The following is a 22,047-nucleotide window of genomic DNA, read 5'->3' as shown; positions in this document are numbered from 1 at the left end:
CCAACTTCCGTAGCCCAGTTACGCACGGATAGTAACAAGTCGATCACCCGGGAGGCGAGGTTTGCGCCGAGAATCCCCCACGTGAGCAGCGGCCGTGGATGGCTCAGAAACCCAGGCGGCGCAACTGCTTTGGGTCGCGCTGCCACTCCTTGCTGACCTTCACGTGGATGTCCAGATAGACCTTGCTGCCAAGCAGGGCCTGGATCTGCCGGCGCGCGTTACTGCCCACCTCGCGCAGCCGCGCGCCCTTGGGCCCGAGCACGATCGCCTTCTGGCTCTGCCGCTCCACGTGCAGGTTCACGTAGATATCCACCAGATCGTCGCGGCCTTCCCTCGGATGCATCTCCTCGACGGTCACCGCGATCGAATGCGGCAGTTCGTCGCGCACCCCTTCCAGCGCGGCCTCCCGCACGAGCTCGCCAACCAGCTTGGTTTCCGGTTCCTCGGTCAGCTCGCCGTCCGGATACAACGGTGGCCCCACTGGCATCCGAGCGACAAGCAGGTCGGCCAGCACATCGAGCTGGTACTGCGCCTGCGCGGATACCGGGACCAGATCGGCGAAGGCCATGACCTCCTGTAGCGCGAGCAATTGCTCGGCCACCCGCTGCTGATCCACCAGGTCGGTTTTGGTGACCACCCCGATCACCGGGGTTTTGCTGGCGATCTTGCCGAGTTCGGTGGCGATGAACCGGTCCCCCGGGCCGATTTTCTCGTCGGCGGGCACACACAGCCCCACAACGTCCACTTCGGACCACGTATTGGTGACGACATCGTTGAGGCGCTGCCCGAGCAGGGTTCGGGGCCGGTGCAGTCCCGGTGTGTCCACGATGACCAGTTGGGCATCCGGCCGGTGCACGATGCCGCGGATCGCGTGCCTGGTCGTCTGCGGTTTACTCGAGGTAATCGCGATCTTGCTGCCGACCAGCGCGTTGGTGAGAGTGGACTTGCCCGCGTTCGGCCGGCCGACGAAGCAGGCGAACCCGGATCGATGCTGCTCTGTTTCCTCTGGTGCGCTGGTCATCCAGCCATTGTCGCCGATGCGGGTCAGGCCTTGCGGGCCAGGCCACCGTAGAGCAAGCTACGCTCCGGCTCCCGCTCGGCCTCCTCGGGAAACTCCGGACGCCACTGCGTGGTGTAGACGACGCCGGGCGGCTCCAACTCCCATCCGGTGAACAGCTCGGCGATCCGCCCCCTTGAGCGCAGCGTCAGTGGGGTTGCCGTGCGGTCGTACATGGACGCCGCGGAGTTCGCCGTATCCTGGTCCTTCTCGCCGTCCGTGCCATGCGAGATCACCAGATAGCTGCCGGGGATGAGCGCTGCGCGATACCGAGCGAGCAACTCGAGCGGATCTCCGTCCTCCGGCACGAAATGCAGGATCGCGCACATGATCAGCGCGATCGGTTCGGTGAAGTCGAGCAGCCGAATGTCCTCGACGGCACTGAGGACCCCGTCCGGATCACGCATATCCGCGTTCACGATCGCGGCGTCCGGGTTGTCCCGCAACATCATCTCGCTGTGTGCCACGGCCATCGGCTCGTTGTCCACATAGACCACCCGGCTGCCCGGCGCGGACCGTTGGGCGACCTCGTGAGTATTGCCGACCGTGGGGATACCGGAACCGATATCGAGGAACTGGCGGATGCCGAGTTCGGTCAGCTCCTCTACCGCGCGGCGCAGGAACGCGCGGTTCTGTACCGCGGCGCCACGCAGGTCCGGCAACATCGTCAGCACCCGCTGCGCGAAGTCTCGATCCGCGGCGAAGTTACACGCCCCGCCAAGCATGAAGTCATACACGCGGGCCGAATTCGGCGATGTCAGATCGACCTTGTCCGGTACCCAATCAACCTGCTGATCATCTGCGGTCATCGCGATGCCTCTCTTCGCCGGCTCCGGCACAGCATAGCCACCCGAATGGGTGAGGGATACCTTGATCAAGACTACCGGTGCGCGGGGGCCAGCGGCCAGTACGGAACTCAGTCCCGCACGGTCCCGGAAACATCGGCGAGCAGCAGCTTCGCGCTCCCGCCCAGCTCCTTGACCGCGGCCACGGACTCCGCGTCCAGTTCGGCTGCTTCGGTGACCACCGCGCCGGCCTCCAGCCCCTCGGCGCCGCTGGACACCGCGGCGGCGACCGCGGCCTGCAGCGCGGTTAGCCGGAGCGCGGAAAGCTCCACCGTGCCCGCGGCATAGGTCCGGCCGTCGGTGTCCCGGACGGCCGCGCCTTCCGCAGCGCCGGTCCGCGCGCGGACCGAACGGGCGAGTGTGACGATCTTGCCGTCTTCCGGGTCGAGCTCAGCCAACTCAGCTACTCCTGTCCATTGCCCTGCGCGCGTTCCGCCGCCAGGCGTTGCCCGGCCCGGCGCGCGGCGAGTTCCCCCGCACCGACCGGATCGCCGTCCGCGGCCACCTGATTCGCGGCATCGATCACCGGGTCTGGCCGCACCGGACGGATCACCACCGAGGTAATCCGCATCCGGCCACGCCGGTCCTTGCCCCCCTCGGCACGCATCCGCAGCCCGTCGATCTCCGCTTCCGCTCCGGGCAACGGTACCCTGCCGAGCCGCTGCGCAAGCAGTCCACCGACGGTCTCCACGTCCTCATCAGCCAGTTCGGTGTCGAACAGTTCGTCCAGGTCATCGACCGGCAGCCGGGAGCTCACCCGAGTCGTTCCATCGCCAAGATCCTCGACCGGCGGACGATCCTCGGTATCCGACTCGTCGGTGATCTCGCCGACGATCTCCTCCAGAATGTCCTCGATCGTCAGCAGGCCCGCCGTACCACCGTACTCATCCACGGCGATCGCCAGATGGTTGCGGGAACTCTGCATCTCCTTCAGCAGCTCATCGAGTCGCTTGCTGTCCGGGATGAAACTGGCCGAGCGCATCACATCGCCAATGCAGCCACCGGCTGTCGACGCCGTGAGCACCGCGCCGTCCCCATCCGCGACCGAGTGGCTTACCAGGTCCTTCAGGTTCACCACGCCGACGATCTCGTCGATGCTCTCGCCGATCACCGGCAGCCGGGTGTAACCGGTTCGCAAGGACAGCGCCAACCCCTGGTGCACCGACTTCGACCGTTCGATCCACACGATCTCGGTACGCGGCACCATCACCTCGCGGGCAATGGTGTCGCCGAGCTCGAATACCGAATGGATCATCTCCCGCTCGCCCTCGGCGACGACCCCGGATTCGCCGGCAAGGTCGACCAGTTCGCGTAGCTCGACCTCCGAGGAGAACGGGCCTTCCCGGAACCCCTTGCCTGGCGTGATCGCGTTGCCGAGCACGATCAGCACACGACTCAGTGGCCCGAGCACCCAGCCGAGCACCCGCACCGGACCAGCCATCACCAGTCCCACGCCATACGGATGCTGCAGGCCGATCGTGCGTGGCCCCACGCCGATCAGCACGTAGCTGGCCACGATCATGCTCACCGCGGCAACCAGGACGCCGAGCCAGGTCGGCTCGATCTCCCAGATGCACAGCAGGGTGACCAGCACCGTGGCAAGCAGCTCGCAGCACAACCGCAGCAACAGCAAGAGGCTCAGATGCCGCGCCCGATCCGCGACGACCACGGCCAGCTGTCGCGCGCCCGGCCGTTTGGCCCGAACCAGTCCGTCCACCCTGGCCGCGGAAGCGGTGGACAGCGCCGCGTCCGCGCTGGCGAACACCCCCGCGCCCAGCACCAATGCGATGGCAACTACTAAAACAGTTACCGACCCCGACGTCACTGTTTGCCTTCCTCAGCGAACCAGGTAGCCGAACCCAGTGTGGATTCGACTACCCCCGGCTCGCGGCTTCGTTTCCCGGTGGATCGCTCAGTCCTACCGCACCGAGCACTTGATCGTCCGCGTCCCGTTGCGCGGCCTTGCGTTCCGCCGCTTCCCGCGCGGCGTGGAACTCCTCGAGTATGCGCCGTTGCAAGGTGAACATCTCACGTTCCTCGGCCGGCTCCGCGTGGTCGTAGCCGAGCAGGTGCAGTACCCCGTGCACGGTAAGCAGATGCAGCTCCGCGAGCAGTGCATGCCCGGCGGTCCGCGCCTGGTCTTTGGCATACGCCGGACACAGCACGATATCCCCGAGCAACGCGCCGGATGCCTCCGCCGCGTCCGGCCGCCGGGCGGCCTCCAGCTCGTCCATCGGGAACGCGAGCACGTCGGTTGGGCCGTCCAGCTCCATGTACTGCCGGTGCAGATCGCTCATCGTGTCCAGCTCGACCAGCGCGATGGACAGCTCGGCAAGCGGACTCACGCCCATCCGGTCGAGCGCGAACCTGGCCACTGACACGATCGACGAGTCGTCGATCCGTACCCCGGACTCATTGGCGATTTCGATACTCACCGCTGCTCCTGCACCGCCTGCCAGCGATCGTAAGCGTCCACGATATCCCCGACGAGCTTGTGCCGGACGACATCACTGCTGGTCAGATTGGCGAAGTGGACATCCTCCACACCGTCCAGGATCTCCCGGACCACCCGCAGCCCGCTGCGCTGCCCGCCGGGCAGGTCAACCTGGGTGATATCGCCGGTGACGACGATCCTGGAACCGAACCCAAGCCTGGTTAGGAACATTTTCATCTGTTCCGGCGTGGTGTTCTGCGCCTCGTCCAGGATGATGAACGCGTCGTTGAGGGTACGACCGCGCATATAAGCAAGCGGGGCGACCTCGATCGTGCCGGCCTGGGTCAACCGGGGAATCGACTCCGGGTCCACCATGTCGTGCAGCGCGTCATACAGCGGCCGCAGATACGGATCGATCTTCTCGTAGAGCGTGCCAGGTAGATAACCGAGCCGTTCCCCTGCCTCCACCGCGGGCCGGGTGAGGATGATCCGGTTCACCTGCTTTGCCTGCAGCGCCTGCACCGATTTGGCCATCGCCAGGTAGGTCTTACCGGTACCGGCTGGACCGATCCCGAAGACCACGGTGTGCTTGTCGATCGCGTCCACATAACGCTTCTGGTTGAGCGTCTTCGGGCGGATCGTGCGGCCACGACGCGAAATAATGTTGAGGCTGAACACCTCGGCCGGCGATTCCGCGTGGTCGGCGGAGAGCATGGCCACCGTCCGCCGCACGGTATCGGTACCGACGTGCTGGCCACCGCCGGCGAGCTTGCTCAACTCGGCGAACACCCGTTCGGCGAAGGCCACCTCGGCCGGCTCGCCGGTAAGGGTCACCTCGTTACCGCGTACGTGCACATCCGCGGTAAGCAGTTCCTCGGCTACTCGCAGGTTCTCGTCCGCGGAGCCGAGCAGGGTGAGCGCGGCGCCATCCGGAATCGCGAATCTGGACTCTGCCCCCTGTGCTGGGCCCGTTTCCTGCGCTGGGCCCGTTTCCTCCGCTGTGTTCGCCTTAGCCGCGATTCTCTCGTCCGCATCGGCCCCGTTCGGCGGGACGGTGGACAGGTCGGCGGACTGGGCGGCGTTACCCGATACGGTTCCGGCCACGTGTTCTTGGGCCTGCTTTCTACGCTGCTCGGCTGCGGTGGTCACTGTCGATGCTAACGGCCGGCCATACCCGCGCGCACCGCGATAACAACTGACCAGCCGGTTACCAGTGTCTCACTCCTGCGGTTCGCCCTTGCCCGGATGCCCGAACAAACCGAGCGGTTCCCCGCCGAGCAGATGCAGATGCACGTGGAAAACGGTCTGGCCAGCGTCCGCGTCGGTGTTGAAAACCAGCCGGTAGCCGGACTCGGCGATACCCTGCTCGGCGGCGATCGCGCCGGCGGTACGCACCAGCTCGGCCAGCAGGGCCGGATCAGCCTCGGCGAGTTCGAGCGCGTTCCGGTACACCGCCTTGGGCACCACCAGGATATGCGTATTGGCCTGCGGGTTGATGTCCTTGAACGCGATGACCGTGGCGGTCTCGTGCACGATTTCCGCCGGGATATCGCGCTCGATGATCCGGGTGAACAGGGTCTTGGCTTCGCTCATACCCGGCAGGCTATCCCGACTGAACTTCCGGCTGAGCGGCGAAGGTGGCGCGCAGCTGCGCGTCGACGAGCTCGACCAACTCGCTCACCGGATAGTCCCGCGGCGCGAGCAGATGGTGCGTGTTCAACCCGTCAAGCAGCGCGAGCAGCTGCCGCGCCTGCCGGTCGGCTCGCGCGCCGGGGACCAGTTCCCCCGCCCGTTCGGCCACCTCGAACACCTCGGTGAACGCCATCCGGAGCATTCCGGTACCCCGCCGTTCCTGCTCGTGCAGGGCCTCGTGCACCAGCGAACGCGGCATGAACGACATCAGCACCCGCGCGTTCAGCAGCCGCTGATCGTCGAGTGGCAGCACGATATGCGCCAGCTCGCGGATCCGCTGGAACGAGCTGGTCGTGCCGGCTGGACGGGCGGCCTGTTCGGCGCGCAACCGGTTGAGTCGCTCGGCTATCCAGTCGAAGCACAGCTCCATGGCGAAGCCGAGCAACGCGTCCGAGGTCGGGAAGTAGTGCCGCAGCGCGCCGGTGGACCAGCCGGACTCCGCCGCGACGGTGCGCACCGAGGCGTGCTCGATACCGTCGCGCTGGATTACCCGCCACACCGCGTGCGCGAGTTCGGCCCGCCGCTGCACATGATCAACGATCTTCGGCATGCCGCCCCAACATCTGGTGAAGCGCGGGAAGAAGGGTGCCGCGTCGCGATGGAGCCTGGGGGTCGCTCCACCGCGACGCGGCGCCGCCGGACCGAGGGGGAGGTGTCCGGCGGTGCTGGGGAACTACTCCGCCGGCAACGCCGTGCGGTGTGTTCGTGATCCAGCGTAACCCGTTTTCCGCTTCGACCGCTACCGATTCGCCAAGCTCATAACGCGACCGGCTGGTCATCCGGATTGCCCGGCCGGTCGCCACCGTCCGGAGAGCACCCCGAGCGCGCCGAGCGACACCGCGGCCGCGCTGGATGCGCGCAGCACCGTCGGCCCCAGATGCGCACTGCGTGCACCGGCGGCGCCGAGCGTTTCCAGTTCCGCCGAGGTGATGCCCCCTTCCGGTCCGACGACCAGATAGAGCACCCCGGCATCCGGCACGGCCCAGGCATCGAGTGCTTCGCTGGCACCGGCGTCCAACACCACGGCCGCTGCCGCATCCGCGGCGACCAGCTCGGCGAGGCCGGTGGTATCCACCGGTTCGCGTACCTCGGGTAGCCATGCCCTGCGGGCCTGTTTGGCCGCGGACCGGACCGTGGCTCGCCATCTGGCCAGCGCCTTGTCGCCGCGTGGCCCGGCTTCCCAGCGGGCGACACAGCGCGCTGCCCGCCAGGGCACGATCTCATCCGCGCCGGCCTCGGTGGCCAGCTCGACGGCCAGCTCGCCACGATCGCCCTTGACCAGGGCCTGCACCACGACCAGCCGGGGTACCGGCGCGGCAACGGTCTCCCGCCGATCCACCCGTAGTTCGAGCACCGGGTTCTTGCCCGGCCGTACCGTCTCGATGACACAGTGCGCGAGGCCACCGGCACCGTCGCTGAGCGCAAGCGACTCGCCGGCGCGCATCCGCCGCACGGTCACCGCGTGCCTGGCCTCCTCCCCGATGAGCTCCGCGGAGTGCCCGGAGGGCAGCGCGTCGACCAGGAACAGTGCTGGCGTGCTCGCGCCGGCGGGAACCGGGTCAGTCACGGCTCAGCGCCGCGCCCGCAATCGGGAGAACAGCCCGTTGCCCTTGCTGCCGTTGCTCGCCAGGCTCGGCTCTTCCTCACCGCGCAGGCTGGCCAGCTCGCGCAGCAGTTCGTTCTGCCGGGAGTCCAGCTTGGTGGGCACCTCGACCTGCACGTGTACGTGGAGGTCACCCCGACCGTCTACCCGCCCGGAGGAACGCAGCTTCGGCATGCCCTTACCGGCCAGCCGCAGTTCGGTGTTTGGCTGGGTGCCCGGTCGGATCTCCAGATCTTCGGTGCCATCCAGGGTGTCCAGCGGCAGGGTCGCGCCAAGCGCGGCCACCGTCACCGGAATCCGGATCGTGCAGTGCAGATCGCTGCCTTCCCGCTCGAAGGTCTGGTGCGGTTCCTCGTCGACCTCGACGTAGAGATCGCCGGCGGGGCCACCGCCAGGACCAACTTCGCCCTGACCGCTCAACCGGATCCGCATGCCGTCGGCCACGCCCGCGGGGATACGCACCTTGACGTCCCGCCGCGCCCGCACCCTGCCGTCGCCGCCGCACTGCTGGCAGGGGTCCACGATCACTTCGCCGAGCCCGCGACAGACCGGGCACGGCCGCGCGGTGACGACCTGTCCGAGCAGCGTGCGCTGCACCGACTGCACCTCGCCCATCCCTGAGCAGGTGTCACATTTCTGCGCCCCGGTGCCCTTCTCCGAGCCAGCACCGGTGCACCGCTCGCACAGGATGGCGGTGTCCACGGTGATCTCCCGGTCCACGCCCTCGAGGCATTCCTCCAGCGTCATCCGCAGCCGGATCAACGCGTCCGAACCGGGCTGCACCCTGCTGCGCGGCCCCCTGCCGGCACCGCCGCCAGCGCCACCGCCGAAGAACGCGTCCATGATGTCGGAGAGCCCGCCAAAACCAGCGAACGGATCGCGCGCGCCACGCGCACCGGCGCCGCCGTCCATCGGGTCGCCGCCGAGGTCGACGATCTTGCGCTTCTCCGGATCGGAAAGCACCTCGTACGCGGTCGTGACCTCAGCGAAGCGCTGCTGAGCGTCCTCACTGGGGTTCACATCCGGGTGCAACTCGCGTGCGAGCTTGCGGTACGCGCGCTTGATATCGCCATCCGAGGCGTCCTTGCGCACCCCGAGCGTGCCGTAATAGTCCGTCGCCACCGTCTGCTTGCCCTCCTACTGCCGCGCCACCGGGCGCCGTTCGCCAGGCGTGGTCTGGCCACGCCCGCATAGTCCATTCTATTTGCCGGTCAGGATCTGCCCGACGTAGTTGGCCACCGCACGAACCGCGGCGATGGCGCCCGGATAGTCCATCCGGGTCGGGCCAACCACCCCCATGCCACCCAACATGGTGTCCCGCGTGCCGTATCCGATTGTGACCACCGAAGCGTTCCGCATTTCCGCCGGCTCATTCTCCTCGCCGATCCGCACCGTAATGGCGTCCTGATCGCGCCCGGCGGCCAGCAGCTTGAGCACCACGACCTGCTCTTCGAGCGCCTCAAGCACTTCCCGCAGCGAACCAGGGAAGTCCGCGACGTTCCTGGTGAGGTTCGCCGTACCGCCGAGCAGCAGCCGGTCGTCCGGATGCTCGACGAGCGATTCGATCAGCACGGTGCACACCCGGGTGGTGGTATCCCGCAGTTCCGCCGAAACTTCCTCGGGAAGCTCGGCGACCCGCACCGCGGCCTCGGTCAGCCGCTGCCCGCTGAGCGCACCGTTGAGCATGGTACGCAGATTGGCCACGGCTTCGTCACCGAGCACATCACCGAGATCCACCATCCGCTGGTCTACTCGCCCGGTATCGGTGATCACTACGAGCATCAACCGCGCTGGCGTGAGTTGCACCACTTCTACATGCCGCACCGTGGAGCTGGTCAGCATGGGGTACTGCACCACGGCCACCTGCCTGGTCAGCTGGGCGAGCAGGCGGACGCTGCGTTTGAGCACGTCATCCAGGTCGATGGCACCTTCAAGGAAACCCTGGATGGCGCGGCGCTCGGCGGCCGAAAGCGGCTTGACGTCGGAGAGCTGGTCGACGAACAGCCGGTAGCCCTTGTCGGTGGGGATCCGCCCCGCACTGGTGTGCGGCTGGGCGATGTAGCCGTCTTCCTCGAGCGCGGCCATATCGTTGCGCACGGTAGCGCTGGATACGCCCAGGTTGTGCCGGTCCACGATCACCTTGGAGCCCACTGGCTCCTGGTTGGCCACGTAATCGGCCACAATGGCGCGCAGCACCTCGAAGCGGCGCTCGTCGGCGTTCACGCGCATCAACTCCCCGTGGGCTCGGCGCGCCACCTGGTGCGCCTGTGGTCAAGTCTACGGAGCGTTCCCCGTTCCGTACCCGTCTACCAGCTCACGGGCACACGCGGGAGTGGCATCCCACACTCCACGGCCTCGCTAACCTTAAAGAACGCGAACACGGGGCGTCACCGACCACGCTCCACCACCGCAAGATCCCTATAGAACGCGGTTACGCGCGGTCACTCGCCGGCGATGACGAGCCTGCGCACCACCGCATCGGCGAGCAGCCGGCCACGCGCGGTGAGCACGCAGTTTCCGGCGGCGAAACTGGCCTCGTCCAGCAGCCCATCCGCGACGGCCAGCTTCGCCTCGGCGTGCTGCGGCTCGGTGAGTGCCCGCGCGGCCAGCCCATCGGCAAGGCGCAGTTCGAGTAACACCCGCTCGGTTGCCCGATCCTCGACACCCAGCGTCTCCCGCCCCGCCGCGGGCGAGTTGCCGGCGGCGAGCAGGTCCGCGTACCGCGCGGGGTGACGCACGTTCCACCAGCGGACGCCGCCCACGTGGCTGTGCGCCCCCGGACCGGCGCCCCACCAGTCGCCGCTGCGCCAGTAGCCGATGTTGTGCCAGCAGCGGGCCCGTTCGTCGCGCGCCCAGTTGGACACCTCGTACCAGTCGAGCCCGGCGGCGCTGAGCATGCCGTCGACCAGCTCGTAGCGGTCCGCGAGCACGTCGTCGTCCGGCGCGGGCAGCTCGGCCCGGCGTACCTTTCTGGCCAGCGCGGTGCCCTCCTCGACGATCAGCGCGTACGCCGAGACGTGGTCCACCCCCGCGGCCAATGCGGCCTCCAGCGAGGCTCGCAGGTCCTCGGCACGCTCCCCCGGCGTGCCGTAGATCAGGTCCATACTCACGTGCTCGAACCCGGCCGCCCGGGCCTGGGCCGCGGCCTCCGCTGGCCGGCCCGGGGTGTGTACCCGGTCCAGCACCGCCAGCACATGTGGGGCCACCGACTGCATACCCAGCGAGACCCTGGTGTAGCCGGCGGCGCGAATACCGGCGAAGAACTCCGGCGAGGTGGACTCCGGGTTCGCCTCGGTGGTCACCTCGGCGTCCGCCGTGAGACCGAAGCTGTCCCGGACCGCGTCCAGTACCCCGCCGAGCCCTTCCGCGCCGAGCAGCGAGGGGGTGCCACCGCCGACGAACACGGTGCTGGCCGGCGCCGGTGTACCCAGCACGCGCGCGCCCAGGGCCAGTTCCGCGCGTAGCGCGCTGAGCCAGTCCGCCGTGCCGCTGGTTCCGGCGAGTTCCGCCGAGGTGTAGGTGTTGAAATCGCAGTAGCCGCAGCGGGTGGCACAGAACGGGACGTGCACATACACACCGAACGGCCGCTCGCCGAGCCCGGCGAGCGCGGCCGAGGGCAACGCACCGTCTGCGGGCGGTGGGTCACCTTCGGGGGGTTTCGCGGCCATATGCCAAGTCAACCACCCACCAGAGGAAGGTAATTCCGCGGCGTGTGAGCACCATCCCAGCATGCGGATGCCGGTAGACCACCTGGTGGACACGTGGCACGCTAGTACCCATGACTTCGCCAGGTGTGTGCCTCGTGGTTCGACGCCACGTCGACTACCTGCGCGTCTCCAGCGCATTGTGCCGCCCGTCCAACTGACCCACCGCCGCTGCTATCGCATATCCGCAACGGTGCTGGGCGCGCCGCTGCGCACGTATCGCCGAATTCCCTTCGCTGAACTGTGCCCGCCGTGCGCGCTCACGTGCCACATCGTCCGGAGGAACACATGGCGTCCCCCACCACAGCTCCGAAGCCCACAGCTCCGAAGCGGGGCTCCGCACGTAAGGGCGAGGGCCAATGGGCACTCGGTTACCGCGAACCACTGAACCCCAACGAGCGTTCGAAAAAGGACGACAACCCGCTGAACGTGCGGGACCGCATCGAGAACATCTATGCGCACCGCGGCTTCGACTCGATCGACCCAGGTGATCTGCGCGGCCGGTTCCGCTGGTACGGCCTGTACACCCAGCGCAAGCCGGGCATCGACGGTGGCCGCACCGCCACCCTCGAGCCCGAGGAGCTGGATGACGAGTACTTCATGCTGCGGGTCCGGGTGGACGGTGGCGCGCTGACCGCCGAGCAGCTGCGGATACTCGGCGAGATCTCCCAGACCTACGCCCGGGACACCGCGGACATCACCGATCGGCAGAACATCCAGTACCACTGGATCCGCATCGAGGACATGCCGACGATCTGGCAGAAACTGGAAGCGGCCGGGATGACCACGATGGAGGCCTGCGGGGACAGTCCACGGGTGATCCTCGGCTCTCCGGTCGCCGGCATCGCCGAGGACGAGATCATCGACGGCACGCCCGCGATCGAGGAGATCAAGCGGCGCTACGTCGGCGAACGGTCCTTCGCGAACCTGCCGCGTAAGTTCAAAACCGCGATCTCCGGGCAGTCGGACGTCGCGCACGAGGTGCACGATGTCGCCTTCGTCGGCGTCAACCACCCCGAGCACGGACCCGGCTTCGACGTCTGGGTCGGCGGTGGGCTGTCCACCAACCCGATGCTCGGCAAACGCCTCGGCGCCTGGGTACCCAGGGATGAGGTGCCCGCGGTCTGGGCCGGCGTGATCAGCGTTTTCCGGGACTACGGCTACCGGCGGCTGCGGCACCGCGCCCGGATCAAGTTCCTGGTCAAGGACTGGGGACCGGAGAAGTTCCGGCAGATCCTGGAAACCGAGTATCTACAGCGCCCGCTGATCGACGGGCCGGCACCGGAGATCCCCGCCGCACCTCTTGATCACGTCGGCGTGCACCGCCAGCGGGATGGCCGGTACTACGTCGGCGTGGCACCGGTCGCCGGGCGGGTCACCGGGTCCACTCTGGTCGAGGTGGCCAAGGCGGCTGAGCGCGCCGGCTCGACGCGAGTTCGCCTTACCCCGCAACAGAAACTGGTCGTCCTCGACGTCGCCGAGGGGGACCTGGAAACCCTGCGGGACGACCTCACCGAACTCGGGCTGCCGTCCACCCCGACGCCATGGCGGCGCAGTGTCATGGCATGCACCGGAATCGAATTCTGCAAACTCGCGATCGTGGAAACGAAAGCCCGGGCCGCCGAGCTCGTGGCGGAACTCGAACAGCGACTCGCCGATGTACAGAGCGGAATCACGAATCCGGTTAGCGTTCACCTCAACGGCTGCCCCAATTCGTGTGCCCGAATACAGACCGCTGATATCGGACTCAAGGGACAGATCGTCACGGATGCCGAGGGAAACCAGGTAGAAGGGTTTCAGGTACACCTGGGTGGTGGCCTCGGAATGGACGCTGGCTTCGGTCGTAAGCTACGGGCGCACAAAGTCATCGGCACGGAGCTCGTCGAATACGTGGAACGTGTGGTGCGGACTTACCTCGACCAGCGAACCGAGGGCGAAAGGTTCGCGCAGTGGGTCTCCCGCGCCGAAGAAGCCGACCTGAAGTGAACCAGTGGGCCGATGCGTGCGTGAATACCTAACACTAACGAAATGCCAGCACGCGGAAGATATCGCGAGCTCGACACGGGAAGGGGCAGAACAATGACGGAACGAGCCGTACCGTTCTACTGTCCCTATTGTGGCGAGGAGGACCTGCGGCCCGAGCCGGAGCCGCGGAACGCCTGGCGGTGCGCCGACTGCCGGCGTGTCTTCACGGTGCAGCTGGTTGGGGTATCAGTAGGAGGCGTGCAATGACCGCGAGTGACACGGCCGAGCTCAAGGAGCTCGCCGAACGCGCCGGGCGTGAACTCGCCGACGCGAATACCCAGGAAGCACTTGCCTGGACCGCCGAGACTTTCGGCGATTCCTGGATCGTGGCCTCGAATATGCAGGACGCGGTGCTGATCGATCTTGCCGTGCAGGTGAAACCGGACGTGGACGTGTTGTTCCTGGAAACCGGTTATCACTTCGCGGAAACCATTGGTACGAGGGATGCGGTGTCCACCGTGTACCCAAATGTGAGCATTGTGAACGCGCTGCCTGACCAGACCGTCGCCGAACAGGACGCGGCCGAGGGCAAGGACCTTTTTGCCAGCAGGCCGGACCGCTGCTGCCATTTGCGGAAGGTGATTCCACTACAGCGCACCCTCGCCAAGTACGATGCCTGGGTAACCGGAGTACGTAGGGTGGATGCGCCAACGAGGGCGAACACTCCCATCGTCAGTTGGGACGACCGGAATGGTCTCGTGAAGATCAATCCGATCGCACCGTGGACCGACGAAGAATTCGACCGCTACCTGGTCGAGCACGGAATACTGCAGAACCCGCTGGTGTCCGAAGGATACCTGTCGATCGGTTGTGCGCCGTGCACGGCGAAGGTGGCGCCGGGGGCGGACCCGCGAAGCGGTCGCTGGGCCGGGCAGAACAAGACCGAGTGCGGGCTGCACGCGTGACAGGCCCGACGCCGTACAGGGAGACCGCATGACCGCTAGCACCGCACCGATCGCGACGGAGAAGTTGACCGCGCTCGAGGCCGAGGGGATCCACATCTTCCGTGAGGTCGCGGGCGAGTTCGACCGGCCGGTGATCCTGTTCTCCGGCGGCAAGGACTCCACCGTGCTGCTGCACCTGGCGATCAAGGCCTTCTGGCCGGCGCCGGTGCCGTTCTCGCTGCTGCACGTGGACACCGGGCACAATTTCGACGAAGTCATCGAGTTTCGTGACGGTCTAGTCGAAAAACACGGCCTGCGCCTGGTCGTCGCGCATGTCCAGGACTGGATCGACGACGGCAGGCTGGCCGAGCGGCCGGACGGCACGCGCAACCCGCTGCAAACGACGCCACTGCTGGACACCATCACCGAGCAGAAGTTCGACGCGGTCTTCGGCGGCGGGCGCAGGGACGAGGAGCGGGCCCGCGCGAAGGAGCGGGTGTTCAGCCTGCGCAACTCCTTCGGCCAGTGGGAGCCACGCAGGCAGCGGCCCGAGCTGTGGAACCTGTACAACGGCCGGCATCGCCCAGGTGAGCATGTCCGGGTGTTCCCACTGTCCAACTGGACCGAGCTGGACGTGTGGAGCTACATCGAGCGGGAGAACATCGAGCTGCCGTCGATCTACTACGCGCACGAGCGCGATGTGTTCCAGCGCGACGGCATGTGGTTGACCTCGGGGCCGTGGGGCGGCCCGAGGGAAGGCGAGACCGTGGAGCGGCGAGTGGTGCGCTACCGGACCGTCGGCGACGGTTCCTGCACCGGAGCGGTGGATTCCACCGCCGCCGACGTGCGCACGGTGATCGCCGAAGTGCAGGCAAGCAGGCTCACCGAACGTGGTGCGACCAGGGCGGACGATCGCCTGTCCGAAGCGGCCATGGAAGATCGCAAGCGGGAAGGGTACTTCTAAACCATGAGCGACCTCTTGCGGCTCGCTACCGCGGGTAGCGTTGACGACGGCAAGTCCACATTGGTCGGCAGGCTGCTCTACGACACCAAGTCGGTGCTCGCTGACCAGCTGGACGCCGTCGAACGGGCCAGCGTCGATCGCGGACTGTCCACTCCGGACCTCTCGTTGCTGGTGGACGGGCTACGCTCCGAGCGCGAGCAGGGCATCACCATCGACGTTGCCTACCGCTATTTCGCCACCCCGCAGCGCACCTTCGTGCTCGCGGACACCCCTGGACACGTGCAGTACACCCGGAACACGGTCACCGGCGCGTCCACCGCGCAGCTTGGCGTGTTGCTTGTGGACGCCCGCAAGGGTGTCGTCGAGCAAACCCGCCGGCATGCCGCGGTTCTCGCGCTGCTCGGTGTGCCGCGGCTGGTGCTCGCGGTGAACAAGATCGACCTGGTGGACTATGACGAGTCCACCTTCGCGGTGATCGCCAAGGAGTTCACCACGCATGCCACCGAGCTCGGGTACGCGGATGGCAGCGTGCTTTCCATCCCGGTGTCCGCGCTGGTCGGCGATAACGTCGCCACCCGCTCGGCGAACACCAGCTGGTACTCCGGCCCGACATTGCTCGAGCACCTGGAAACCGTGCCGGTCGCGCCCGAGCCGGCGGATGCGCCGTTCCGGTTGCCCGTGCAGTACGTGATCCGCCCGCGCACTCCGGAGTACCCGGACTACCGCGGCTACGCGGGCCAGGTGAGCGCCGGGCTGGTACGCGAAGGCGACGAGGTCGTCGTGCTGCCCTCCGGCCTACGTAGCACAGTGGCGAGTATCGACACCGCGGACGGGCCGCTGCCGGCCGCCGCCGGTGGCCGCTCGGTCACCCTGGTGCTCGCGGACGATCTGGACATCTCCAGGGGCGATGTGATCGCGGCCGCGGAGAACGCGCCCGAGCCGGTGGACGAGCTCGAGGCGACCATCTGCTGGCTCGCCGAGAAACCACTTACCGCCGGCACCAAGGTACTGGTGAAGCACGGCGCGAAGACGGTGCAGGCGATGGTCACCGACCTTGACTCGCGCTTCGAGGAACAGACACTGTCCAGTGTGGAGTCGCCAGAGCAGTTGCAGCTCAACGAGATCGGCCGGGTCCGGATCCGCACCTCGGAGCGACTGCCGGTGGATGACTACGCGGTGAACGCCCGAACCGGGTCGTTCCTGATCATCGAGCCGAAGGATGGTGACACGCTGGCCGCGGGGATGGTCGGTGCACCGCTTCCAGTGCTCGGCGAGCCAACTGCCACGACGTCCTAGCCAGGCTCACATCGTGCGCATCTCGTTTCGCAACCGGCGATCGGTCGTACTGTCGCTTGCCGTGCTCGTACTGCTCGGTGTGTTGAGTTCCTGCACGCGGGCCGGCGGTTCGGACCGGGCGGAGGCCGAGCTGACCGACAACCCGACCTCCGCCGGCGAGGTGCGACTCGGCTACTTCCCGAACGTCACCCACGCGCCGGCGCTCATCGCGCAGCACAACGGGTTGTTCGACAAGTACCTTGTCGATTCGAAAGTCGTCGCGCAGCAGTTCAGCAACGGCCCGACCGCGGTGAACGCTTTCCTTGGCGGCTCGCTGGATATCGGTTTCCTCGGCCCTGGGCCGGCGATCAACGCGTACACCAAGTCCAAGGGCGCCGCGGTGCGGATGATCGCGGGCGCGACCTCGGGCGGCGCTCAGCTGGTGACCACTCCGGATATCAGTGAGCCGGAGGACCTCGCGGGCAAGCAGATCGCCACTCCGCAGTTGGGCGGCACCCAGGATGTCGCGCTCAAGGCCTGGCTCGCCGAGCATGGCCTCGAGCTCGGCACCGGCCCCACTCAGGTCCGTGTGCTCAATGTGGACAACGCGCAGACGTTGAACTCGTTCCGGGAAGGCGCGATCGATGGCGCCTGGATTCCCGAGCCGTGGTCCTCCCGGCTCATTTTCGAGGCGGGCGCGAAGGTCTTCCTCGACGAGCGCGATCTCTGGCCGGGCGGCACGTTCCCGACCACGGTTGTCCTGGTGCGCAAGGAGTTCCTCGAGGAGCACCCGACCACCGTGCGTGCGATGCTGCGCGGCCTGGTTGAGGCGACCGATTGGGCGAACGAGAACCCGGATGCGGCCAAGCAGGTCACCAATGACGAGTTTGAGGAACTTACCGGCGGGCGGATGGGCGACCGGGTACTGGATCGGGCTTTCGACACCATGGAACTGTCGGTGAATCCCATCTCCGCCGCGTTCCCGAGACTGGCACGGGACTCGGTGACCGCCGAGATCGTCACCGAAGAACCGGACCTGACTGGCTTCGCGGACTTTCGGATGCTGAACCAGGTGCTGGAACAGTCCAATCAGCAGCAGATCCACAGCGGTCCGCTGGCGGCAAGGTAACGCGACCACGTTGGCAGAAAGGCAACCCCTGATGTCCTCAGCATTGGCGGAAACCACGCCCGTTGACCCGGCGACGGCCACGTCAGGATCCACAATGGAATGCGCTATCGAGCTGTCCGGCATCGGTAAGACCTTCGGTAGGGGCAAGGCGGCGATCACCGCGCTGGACGGCGTTGATCTACGCATGGCGCCTGGCGAGTTCCTTTGCCTGCTCGGCGCCTCTGGCTGCGGCAAGTCAACGCTGCTCAATCTCATCGCGAACCTGGACCAGCCGAGTACCGGTTCGATCGTGCGCAATACCGCGCGGCCGGCGGTGATGTTCCAGGAAGCCGCCTTGATGCCCTGGTTGACCGTGCAGCGCAACGTGGAGTTGCCGATGCGCCTGCATCGGGTACCGAAGGCGGAGCGCGCCGAGAAGGTCGCCGAGCTGCTTGATCTGGTGCGCCTTTCCGGCGTGAACGACAAGCGGCCGCACGAGCTCTCCGGCGGGATGCGGCAGCGGGTCGCGCTGGCCAGGGCACTTGCTTCCGCGGCGGGTACCGAGGAGGCGGACGAGCCGTCGCTGCTGCTGATGGACGAGCCGTTCGCCGCGCTGGACGCGATCACCAGGGACGTGCTGCAGGGCGAGCTGATCCGGATCTGGCGGAAGACGAAAACCGCCGTGCTCTTCGTGACCCACGACGTGCGCGAGGCGACCCGGCTCGGCCAGCGGGTGGTGCTGCTCTCGTCTCGCCCTGGACGGGTCGTCCGCGAGTGGCACACCAGGGATATCGACGGAACGGGCGACAGCGCCGAGGTCACCGATGAGATCACGGCCGCGCTGCGAGAGGTGATCAGTCAGCATGCCGCGACCTGAGGTATCCGGGCAGCGCGAGCAGGATGGCCCCAAGCAGGATGATCCCAAACAGGATGATCTCAGCGCTGTCGAGGCCGGGTTGGACGCGCTGGATGCTCCGGTGCACCAGGAGCCGCCGCGCCGGCTGCGCACGGTGCTGTTCAACGTGCTGCCGCCGATCGCCGCGCTGGTAGTACTGATCCTGATCTGGCAGGCGCTGTGGGCTTCCGCGTTGTGGCCGGAGTACAAGCTGCCGGCCCCCGGCGAGGTGTGGGCGGAGTTCTGGAGCCGGGCGAGCAACGGCGAGGTACTGAGCATCATCTGGACCTCGGTGCACCGGGCGGTGCTTGGTTTCGCCATCGCCGTCGCGGTGGCCACCCCGCTCGGTTTGCTGGTGGCCAAGGTGCCGATCGTGCGCGCCGCGCTCGGCCCGCTGATCACCGGAATGCAGGGGCTGCCTTCGGTGGCCTGGGTTCCCGCGGCCGTGCTGTGGTTCGGGATCGAGGACCCTGCGCTGTACTTCGTGGTACTGCTCGGTTCGATCCCGTCGATCACGAACGGGCTGGTCTCCGGGATTGACCAGATACCGCCGATCCTGCCGAGGGTGGGCAAGTCGCTTGGCGCCTCGAACCTGGCCGCCGTACGGCATATCCTGCTGCCCGCCGCGCTTCCCGGTTACCTTTCCGGGCTCAAGCAGGGCTGGGCGTTCTCCTGGCGCTCGCTGATGGCCGCCGAGCTGATCGCCACCTCCCCCGCACTCGGTCTGGGACTCGGCGCCTACCTGCAGCAGGGCAACGATCTTAGCGAGATGTCGATGGTGATCACGGCGATCTTCCTGATCCTGCTCGTTGGTATCAGCATCGAGCTGCTGGTGTTCCGTCCGCTCGAACGGCATGTGCTGCACTCGCGCGGGTTGACCGGGGCGATGGCGAAATGACCGCCCCACCGCTGATCGCCGTGGCGCATGGCAGCCGGGATCCGCGTTCGGCGGCCACCGTGCACGCGTTGCTGGATGTGCTCAAGCAGCGGCAGCCTGGGCTGGATGTGCGCGGCGCCTTTCTGGACCTGTCCGCGCCACGGCTCGGTGACGTACTTGGCGCGGTGCACGGCGAGGGGGCCAGGGATATCAAGAAGGGCGCCGCCGTCGTGGTTCCGCTGCTGCTCGGCAATGCGTATCACGCCAAGGTGGATATCCCTGCCCTGATCACCGAGGCCTCGGCGCGGCTGCCCCGGTTGGCCGTGCACACCTCGGATGTGCTTGGACCGGACAGCGCGCTGGAGGAGACCGCGTTGCGCCGGCTGACCGAGGCCGGTGTTTCGCCGCATGATCCAGAGCTGGGTGTGGTGCTGGCCGGCACGGGTTCGTCCAGCGCGAGCGCGAACGCGGTCGTCGCGCGGATTGCCGCCAGCTGGCAGGAGCGGTTCGGTTGGGCCGGTGTCGCGGCTGGGTTCGCGGCCGCCGAGCCTGGACTTGCCGAGGCGGCGCGGGTACTTCGCGCGCGGGGCGCGCGGCGGATCGCGGTCGCTTCCTGGTTCCTGGCGCCGGGTCTGTTGCTGGACCGGATCACGAACCAGGCCGCCGAGGCGGATGCGGCCGCGGTCGTGGCCGAACCACTCGGACCGGCGCCCGAGGTCGCGGACCTGGTTTTCCGCCGCTACCTCGCGAGCCTGCCGGCCGAAGTCGACGAGCGCCGGTACGCCTGAGCCCCCAACCACGCCCTGTGACCACGTTCTTTGCGGATCTTGCGATAACGCGGTGTGCCGGTAGGGTCAGCGGCTATGGTCGTTCGCCGCGCTGTGCCCGTCGTCCTTGGTGCGCTACTCGCACTGTCCGTCGCAACCCCGATGACCACCGCATCCGCCACCGGTACTCCGCCGGATCCGTGCGCGCCGCCGGACGGTAACGCGATGCGCGGCGAGAACTTCATGGTCGCCGCGGCTGCCCCGGATGCCGTGCGCGCCGGTTGCCAGGTGTTGTTGCGCGGAGGTAGTGCCGCGGACGCGGCCGTGGCCGTACAGGCCGCGCTCGGCGTGGTGGAGCCGCAGTCCTCCGGGCTCGGTGGCGGCTCGCTGATCACCTACTACGACGCGGGATCCGGCAAAACCCAGTTCTACGACGGGCTTTCCGCGGCAGGCGCGGAGGTCACGCCCGAGCTTTCGGCGCCAACCGAGCAGGAACAGGCCGAGCACGGTATCGATGAGTTCAGCGATGCGGTCGGCTACACCGGGCGCGCGGTTTCCGTGCCGGGCACCGTCGCGGTGCTCGACGAGTTGCAGGGCGAGCACGGTTCCCTTGCCTGGCAGGACTTGTTCACCGAAGCTGAGCGGCTGGCGCGGGACGGCTTCGCGGTTTCGCCGTATATGCACGACATGCTCAGCGCGGAGGAGACGCCACTGCCGTGCCGCTATCCGGATCTGCGCGCCAGGTACTGCGCGGGGGATGAACCGAAACCGGTTGGCACCGAGATCGTGAACACCGAGCTGGCCGATGTGCTCAGTGAGGTCGCCGAGGGTGGCGCGGACGCGTTCTACGACCCGGAAGGCGACATTGCGCCGGCCATTGTGGACAAGGCACGTGCCGGTGAGTTCAAGCCGGACGCGGACGAGCAGGGGCCCGCGGTGCTCCCGAGCCTGCTCAGTGCGGCGGATTTCGGGGCATACCAAGCGAAGCAGCGTGATCCGCTGTGCGCTGAGCTGGCGCAGGGGAAACTGTGCACCGCGCCACCGCCCGCACACGGCGGGTTGAGCACACTGGCCATTCTGGATATCGAGAACCGGCTTGGCGCGAATGAGCTCGAGCCGGGCAGCCTCGAACAGGCGCATCAACATATCGAGGCGAGCCGACTGGCCGGGGTGGATTCCCGGGCCTACGTTGGCGATCCGGATTTCGACAACGTGCCCGTCGACGGGCTGCGTTCGGCGGACTATCTCGACGAGCGCGCCGCGCTGGTGTCGCCGGACAAGGCGATCGAGGACGTCCAGCCTGGCGAGCCAGCCGGCGCTCCGGCGAGGTCGAGCGATGCGCGCCAGACCGGCGACAACACGAGTCATATCAGCATCGTGGACGCCGAGGGTAATGCGGTTTCCATGACGACAACGGTCAACCTCGGCTTCGGTTCCCGGATCGAAGCCCGCGGCATGATCCTGAACGACGCGCAGACCAACTTCAGCGCGGCCGATGCCGAAATCAACCGGATGGAGCCGACGAAGCGGCCGCGCACCTCGATCGCGCCGTCGATCGTCTACGACGATGCGGGTGAACCGGCGCTGGTGGCCGGATCGGCCGGCGGTGCTTACATTCCGGACTACGTCACGCAGACCGTGTCCGCGGTGCTCGATCACGGAATGGACCCCGCGAGAGCGCTCGCCCTGCCGCATCTGAGCGGGCAGCGCACCTCGGACGGCTGTGTGAGTTCGGCGGTGGAGCGCGGCACTGCGGCGGAGGCACTGTTGCCAGGCTTGCGCGAGCTTGGGCACCCCTGCGCGGAGGCGATCGAGTTGCGCAGCGGGCAGACCGCGGTAGGGATCGGCCCGGATGGCGCGCTGTCCGGGGCAGCCGATCCGCGTAGGGACGGCACCGCGATCGGCGGCTAGGCCAAC

At 67.4% G+C, this 22,047-nt stretch carries 22 protein-coding genes; 10 read left to right on the top strand and 12 right to left on the bottom strand.

Annotation, left to right across the window (positions count from 1 at the left end; translation table 11 throughout):
• Window positions 1–103: 103 nt before the first annotated feature.
• From era to hemW, 12 genes are all read right to left on the bottom strand, one after another.
• Window positions 104–1,021 (bottom strand): GTPase Era, encoded by a 918-nt coding sequence (era, locus tag EV191_RS08080; RefSeq protein WP_132876307.1) that lies wholly within the window; start codon window positions 1,019–1,021, stop codon window positions 104–106.
• Between the two features lie 23 nt (window positions 1,022–1,044).
• Entirely contained in the window at window positions 1,045–1,866 is an 822-nt protein-coding gene (locus EV191_RS08075; protein WP_132876306.1) for an SAM-dependent methyltransferase, read from the bottom strand.
• Between the two features lie 107 nt (window positions 1,867–1,973).
• Complete coding sequence (locus EV191_RS08070) at window positions 1,974–2,300, bottom strand: cytidine deaminase (protein ID WP_132876305.1); 327 nt, start codon at window positions 2,298–2,300, stop codon at window positions 1,974–1,976.
• 5 nt (window positions 2,301–2,305) lie between these two features.
• Window positions 2,306–3,727 carry a hemolysin family protein gene (locus EV191_RS08065; RefSeq protein ID WP_132876304.1) on the bottom strand — a complete coding sequence of 474 codons (1,422 nt, stop codon included), beginning with the start codon at window positions 3,725–3,727 and terminating at the stop codon, window positions 2,306–2,308.
• A gap of 49 nt (window positions 3,728–3,776) precedes the next feature.
• Entirely contained in the window at window positions 3,777–4,337 is a 561-nt protein-coding gene (ybeY, locus tag EV191_RS08060; protein ID WP_132876303.1) for an rRNA maturation RNase YbeY, read from the bottom strand.
• The gene (locus EV191_RS08055; protein WP_132876690.1) at window positions 4,334–5,356 is read right to left on the bottom strand and encodes a PhoH family protein; all 1,023 of its coding nucleotides are present in this window, start codon (window positions 5,354–5,356) and stop codon (window positions 4,334–4,336) included. The genes ybeY and EV191_RS08055 overlap by 4 nt, the downstream gene beginning before the upstream one ends.
• Window positions 5,357–5,554: 198 nt before the next feature.
• Window positions 5,555–5,929 carry a histidine triad nucleotide-binding protein gene (locus EV191_RS08050; protein ID WP_132876302.1) on the bottom strand — a complete coding sequence of 125 codons (375 nt, stop codon included), beginning with the start codon at window positions 5,927–5,929 and terminating at the stop codon, window positions 5,555–5,557.
• A 10-nt stretch (window positions 5,930–5,939) separates the two neighbouring features.
• Window positions 5,940–6,578 carry a TetR/AcrR family transcriptional regulator gene (locus tag EV191_RS30040; protein WP_165912875.1) on the bottom strand — a complete coding sequence of 213 codons (639 nt, stop codon included), beginning with the start codon at window positions 6,576–6,578 and terminating at the stop codon, window positions 5,940–5,942.
• 225 nt (window positions 6,579–6,803) lie between these two features.
• Entirely contained in the window at window positions 6,804–7,595 is a 792-nt protein-coding gene (locus tag EV191_RS08040) for a 16S rRNA (uracil(1498)-N(3))-methyltransferase (protein WP_243658822.1), read from the bottom strand.
• Between the two features lie 3 nt (window positions 7,596–7,598).
• Window positions 7,599–8,753 (bottom strand): molecular chaperone DnaJ, encoded by a 1,155-nt coding sequence (dnaJ, locus tag EV191_RS08035; protein ID WP_132876301.1) that lies wholly within the window; start codon window positions 8,751–8,753, stop codon window positions 7,599–7,601.
• Window positions 8,754–8,831: 78 nt separating this feature from the next.
• Entirely contained in the window at window positions 8,832–9,854 is a 1,023-nt protein-coding gene (hrcA, locus tag EV191_RS08030; RefSeq protein ID WP_424565438.1) for a heat-inducible transcriptional repressor HrcA, read from the bottom strand.
• Window positions 9,855–10,072: 218 nt separating this feature from the next.
• On the bottom strand, window positions 10,073–11,299 hold the full coding sequence (gene hemW / locus EV191_RS08025) for a radical SAM family heme chaperone HemW (protein WP_132876299.1): 1,227 nt from the start codon (window positions 11,297–11,299) through the stop codon (window positions 10,073–10,075).
• Between the two features lie 324 nt (window positions 11,300–11,623).
• Between hemW and EV191_RS08020 the strand changes: the two genes are divergently transcribed.
• The 10 genes from EV191_RS08020 to EV191_RS07975 all read left to right on the top strand — a co-directional run bounded on the left by EV191_RS08020 (window position 11,624) and on the right by EV191_RS07975 (window position 22,041).
• Window positions 11,624–13,321: a nitrite/sulfite reductase gene (locus tag EV191_RS08020; protein ID WP_132876298.1), complete on the top strand. Its 1,698-nt coding sequence runs from the start codon at window positions 11,624–11,626 to the stop codon at window positions 13,319–13,321.
• A gap of 93 nt (window positions 13,322–13,414) precedes the next feature.
• Window positions 13,415–13,567, top strand: coding sequence for an Insertion element protein (locus EV191_RS30510; protein WP_132876297.1), 153 nt, complete (start codon window positions 13,415–13,417; stop codon window positions 13,565–13,567).
• Complete coding sequence (locus EV191_RS08010) at window positions 13,564–14,265, top strand: phosphoadenylyl-sulfate reductase (protein ID WP_132876296.1); 702 nt, start codon at window positions 13,564–13,566, stop codon at window positions 14,263–14,265. The genes EV191_RS30510 and EV191_RS08010 overlap by 4 nt, the downstream gene beginning before the upstream one ends.
• A 28-nt stretch (window positions 14,266–14,293) precedes the next feature.
• Window positions 14,294–15,208, top strand: coding sequence for a sulfate adenylyltransferase subunit CysD (cysD, locus tag EV191_RS08005; protein WP_132876295.1), 915 nt, complete (start codon window positions 14,294–14,296; stop codon window positions 15,206–15,208).
• A 3-nt stretch (window positions 15,209–15,211) separates the two neighbouring features.
• The gene (locus EV191_RS08000; protein WP_132876294.1) at window positions 15,212–16,504 is read left to right on the top strand and encodes a sulfate adenylyltransferase subunit 1; all 1,293 of its coding nucleotides are present in this window, start codon (window positions 15,212–15,214) and stop codon (window positions 16,502–16,504) included.
• A 19-nt stretch (window positions 16,505–16,523) separates the two neighbouring features.
• Window positions 16,524–17,612 (top strand): ABC transporter substrate-binding protein, encoded by a 1,089-nt coding sequence (locus EV191_RS07995; RefSeq protein WP_424565445.1) that lies wholly within the window; start codon window positions 16,524–16,526, stop codon window positions 17,610–17,612.
• A 31-nt stretch (window positions 17,613–17,643) separates the two neighbouring features.
• A complete protein-coding gene (locus tag EV191_RS07990) occupies window positions 17,644–18,468 on the top strand; it encodes an ABC transporter ATP-binding protein (protein ID WP_132876292.1) in 825 nt (274 codons plus the stop codon).
• A complete protein-coding gene (locus EV191_RS07985; protein ID WP_132876291.1) occupies window positions 18,455–19,384 on the top strand; it encodes an ABC transporter permease in 930 nt (309 codons plus the stop codon). The genes EV191_RS07990 and EV191_RS07985 overlap by 14 nt, the downstream gene beginning before the upstream one ends.
• Window positions 19,381–20,151 carry a sirohydrochlorin chelatase gene (locus EV191_RS07980; protein ID WP_132876290.1) on the top strand — a complete coding sequence of 257 codons (771 nt, stop codon included), beginning with the start codon at window positions 19,381–19,383 and terminating at the stop codon, window positions 20,149–20,151. The genes EV191_RS07985 and EV191_RS07980 overlap by 4 nt, the downstream gene beginning before the upstream one ends.
• 75 nt (window positions 20,152–20,226) lie before the next feature.
• A complete protein-coding gene (locus tag EV191_RS07975) occupies window positions 20,227–22,041 on the top strand; it encodes a gamma-glutamyltransferase family protein (RefSeq protein ID WP_132876289.1) in 1,815 nt (604 codons plus the stop codon).
• Window positions 22,042–22,047 lie beyond the last annotated feature (6 nt).

It is taken from the genome of Tamaricihabitans halophyticus (assembly GCF_004340875.1).
GTDB classification, from domain to species: Bacteria; Actinomycetota; Actinomycetes; order Mycobacteriales; family Pseudonocardiaceae; genus Tamaricihabitans; species Tamaricihabitans halophyticus.
The sequence above is the reverse complement of the archived record's forward strand: the minus strand, read 5'-3'. Positions and strand labels throughout refer to the sequence as shown.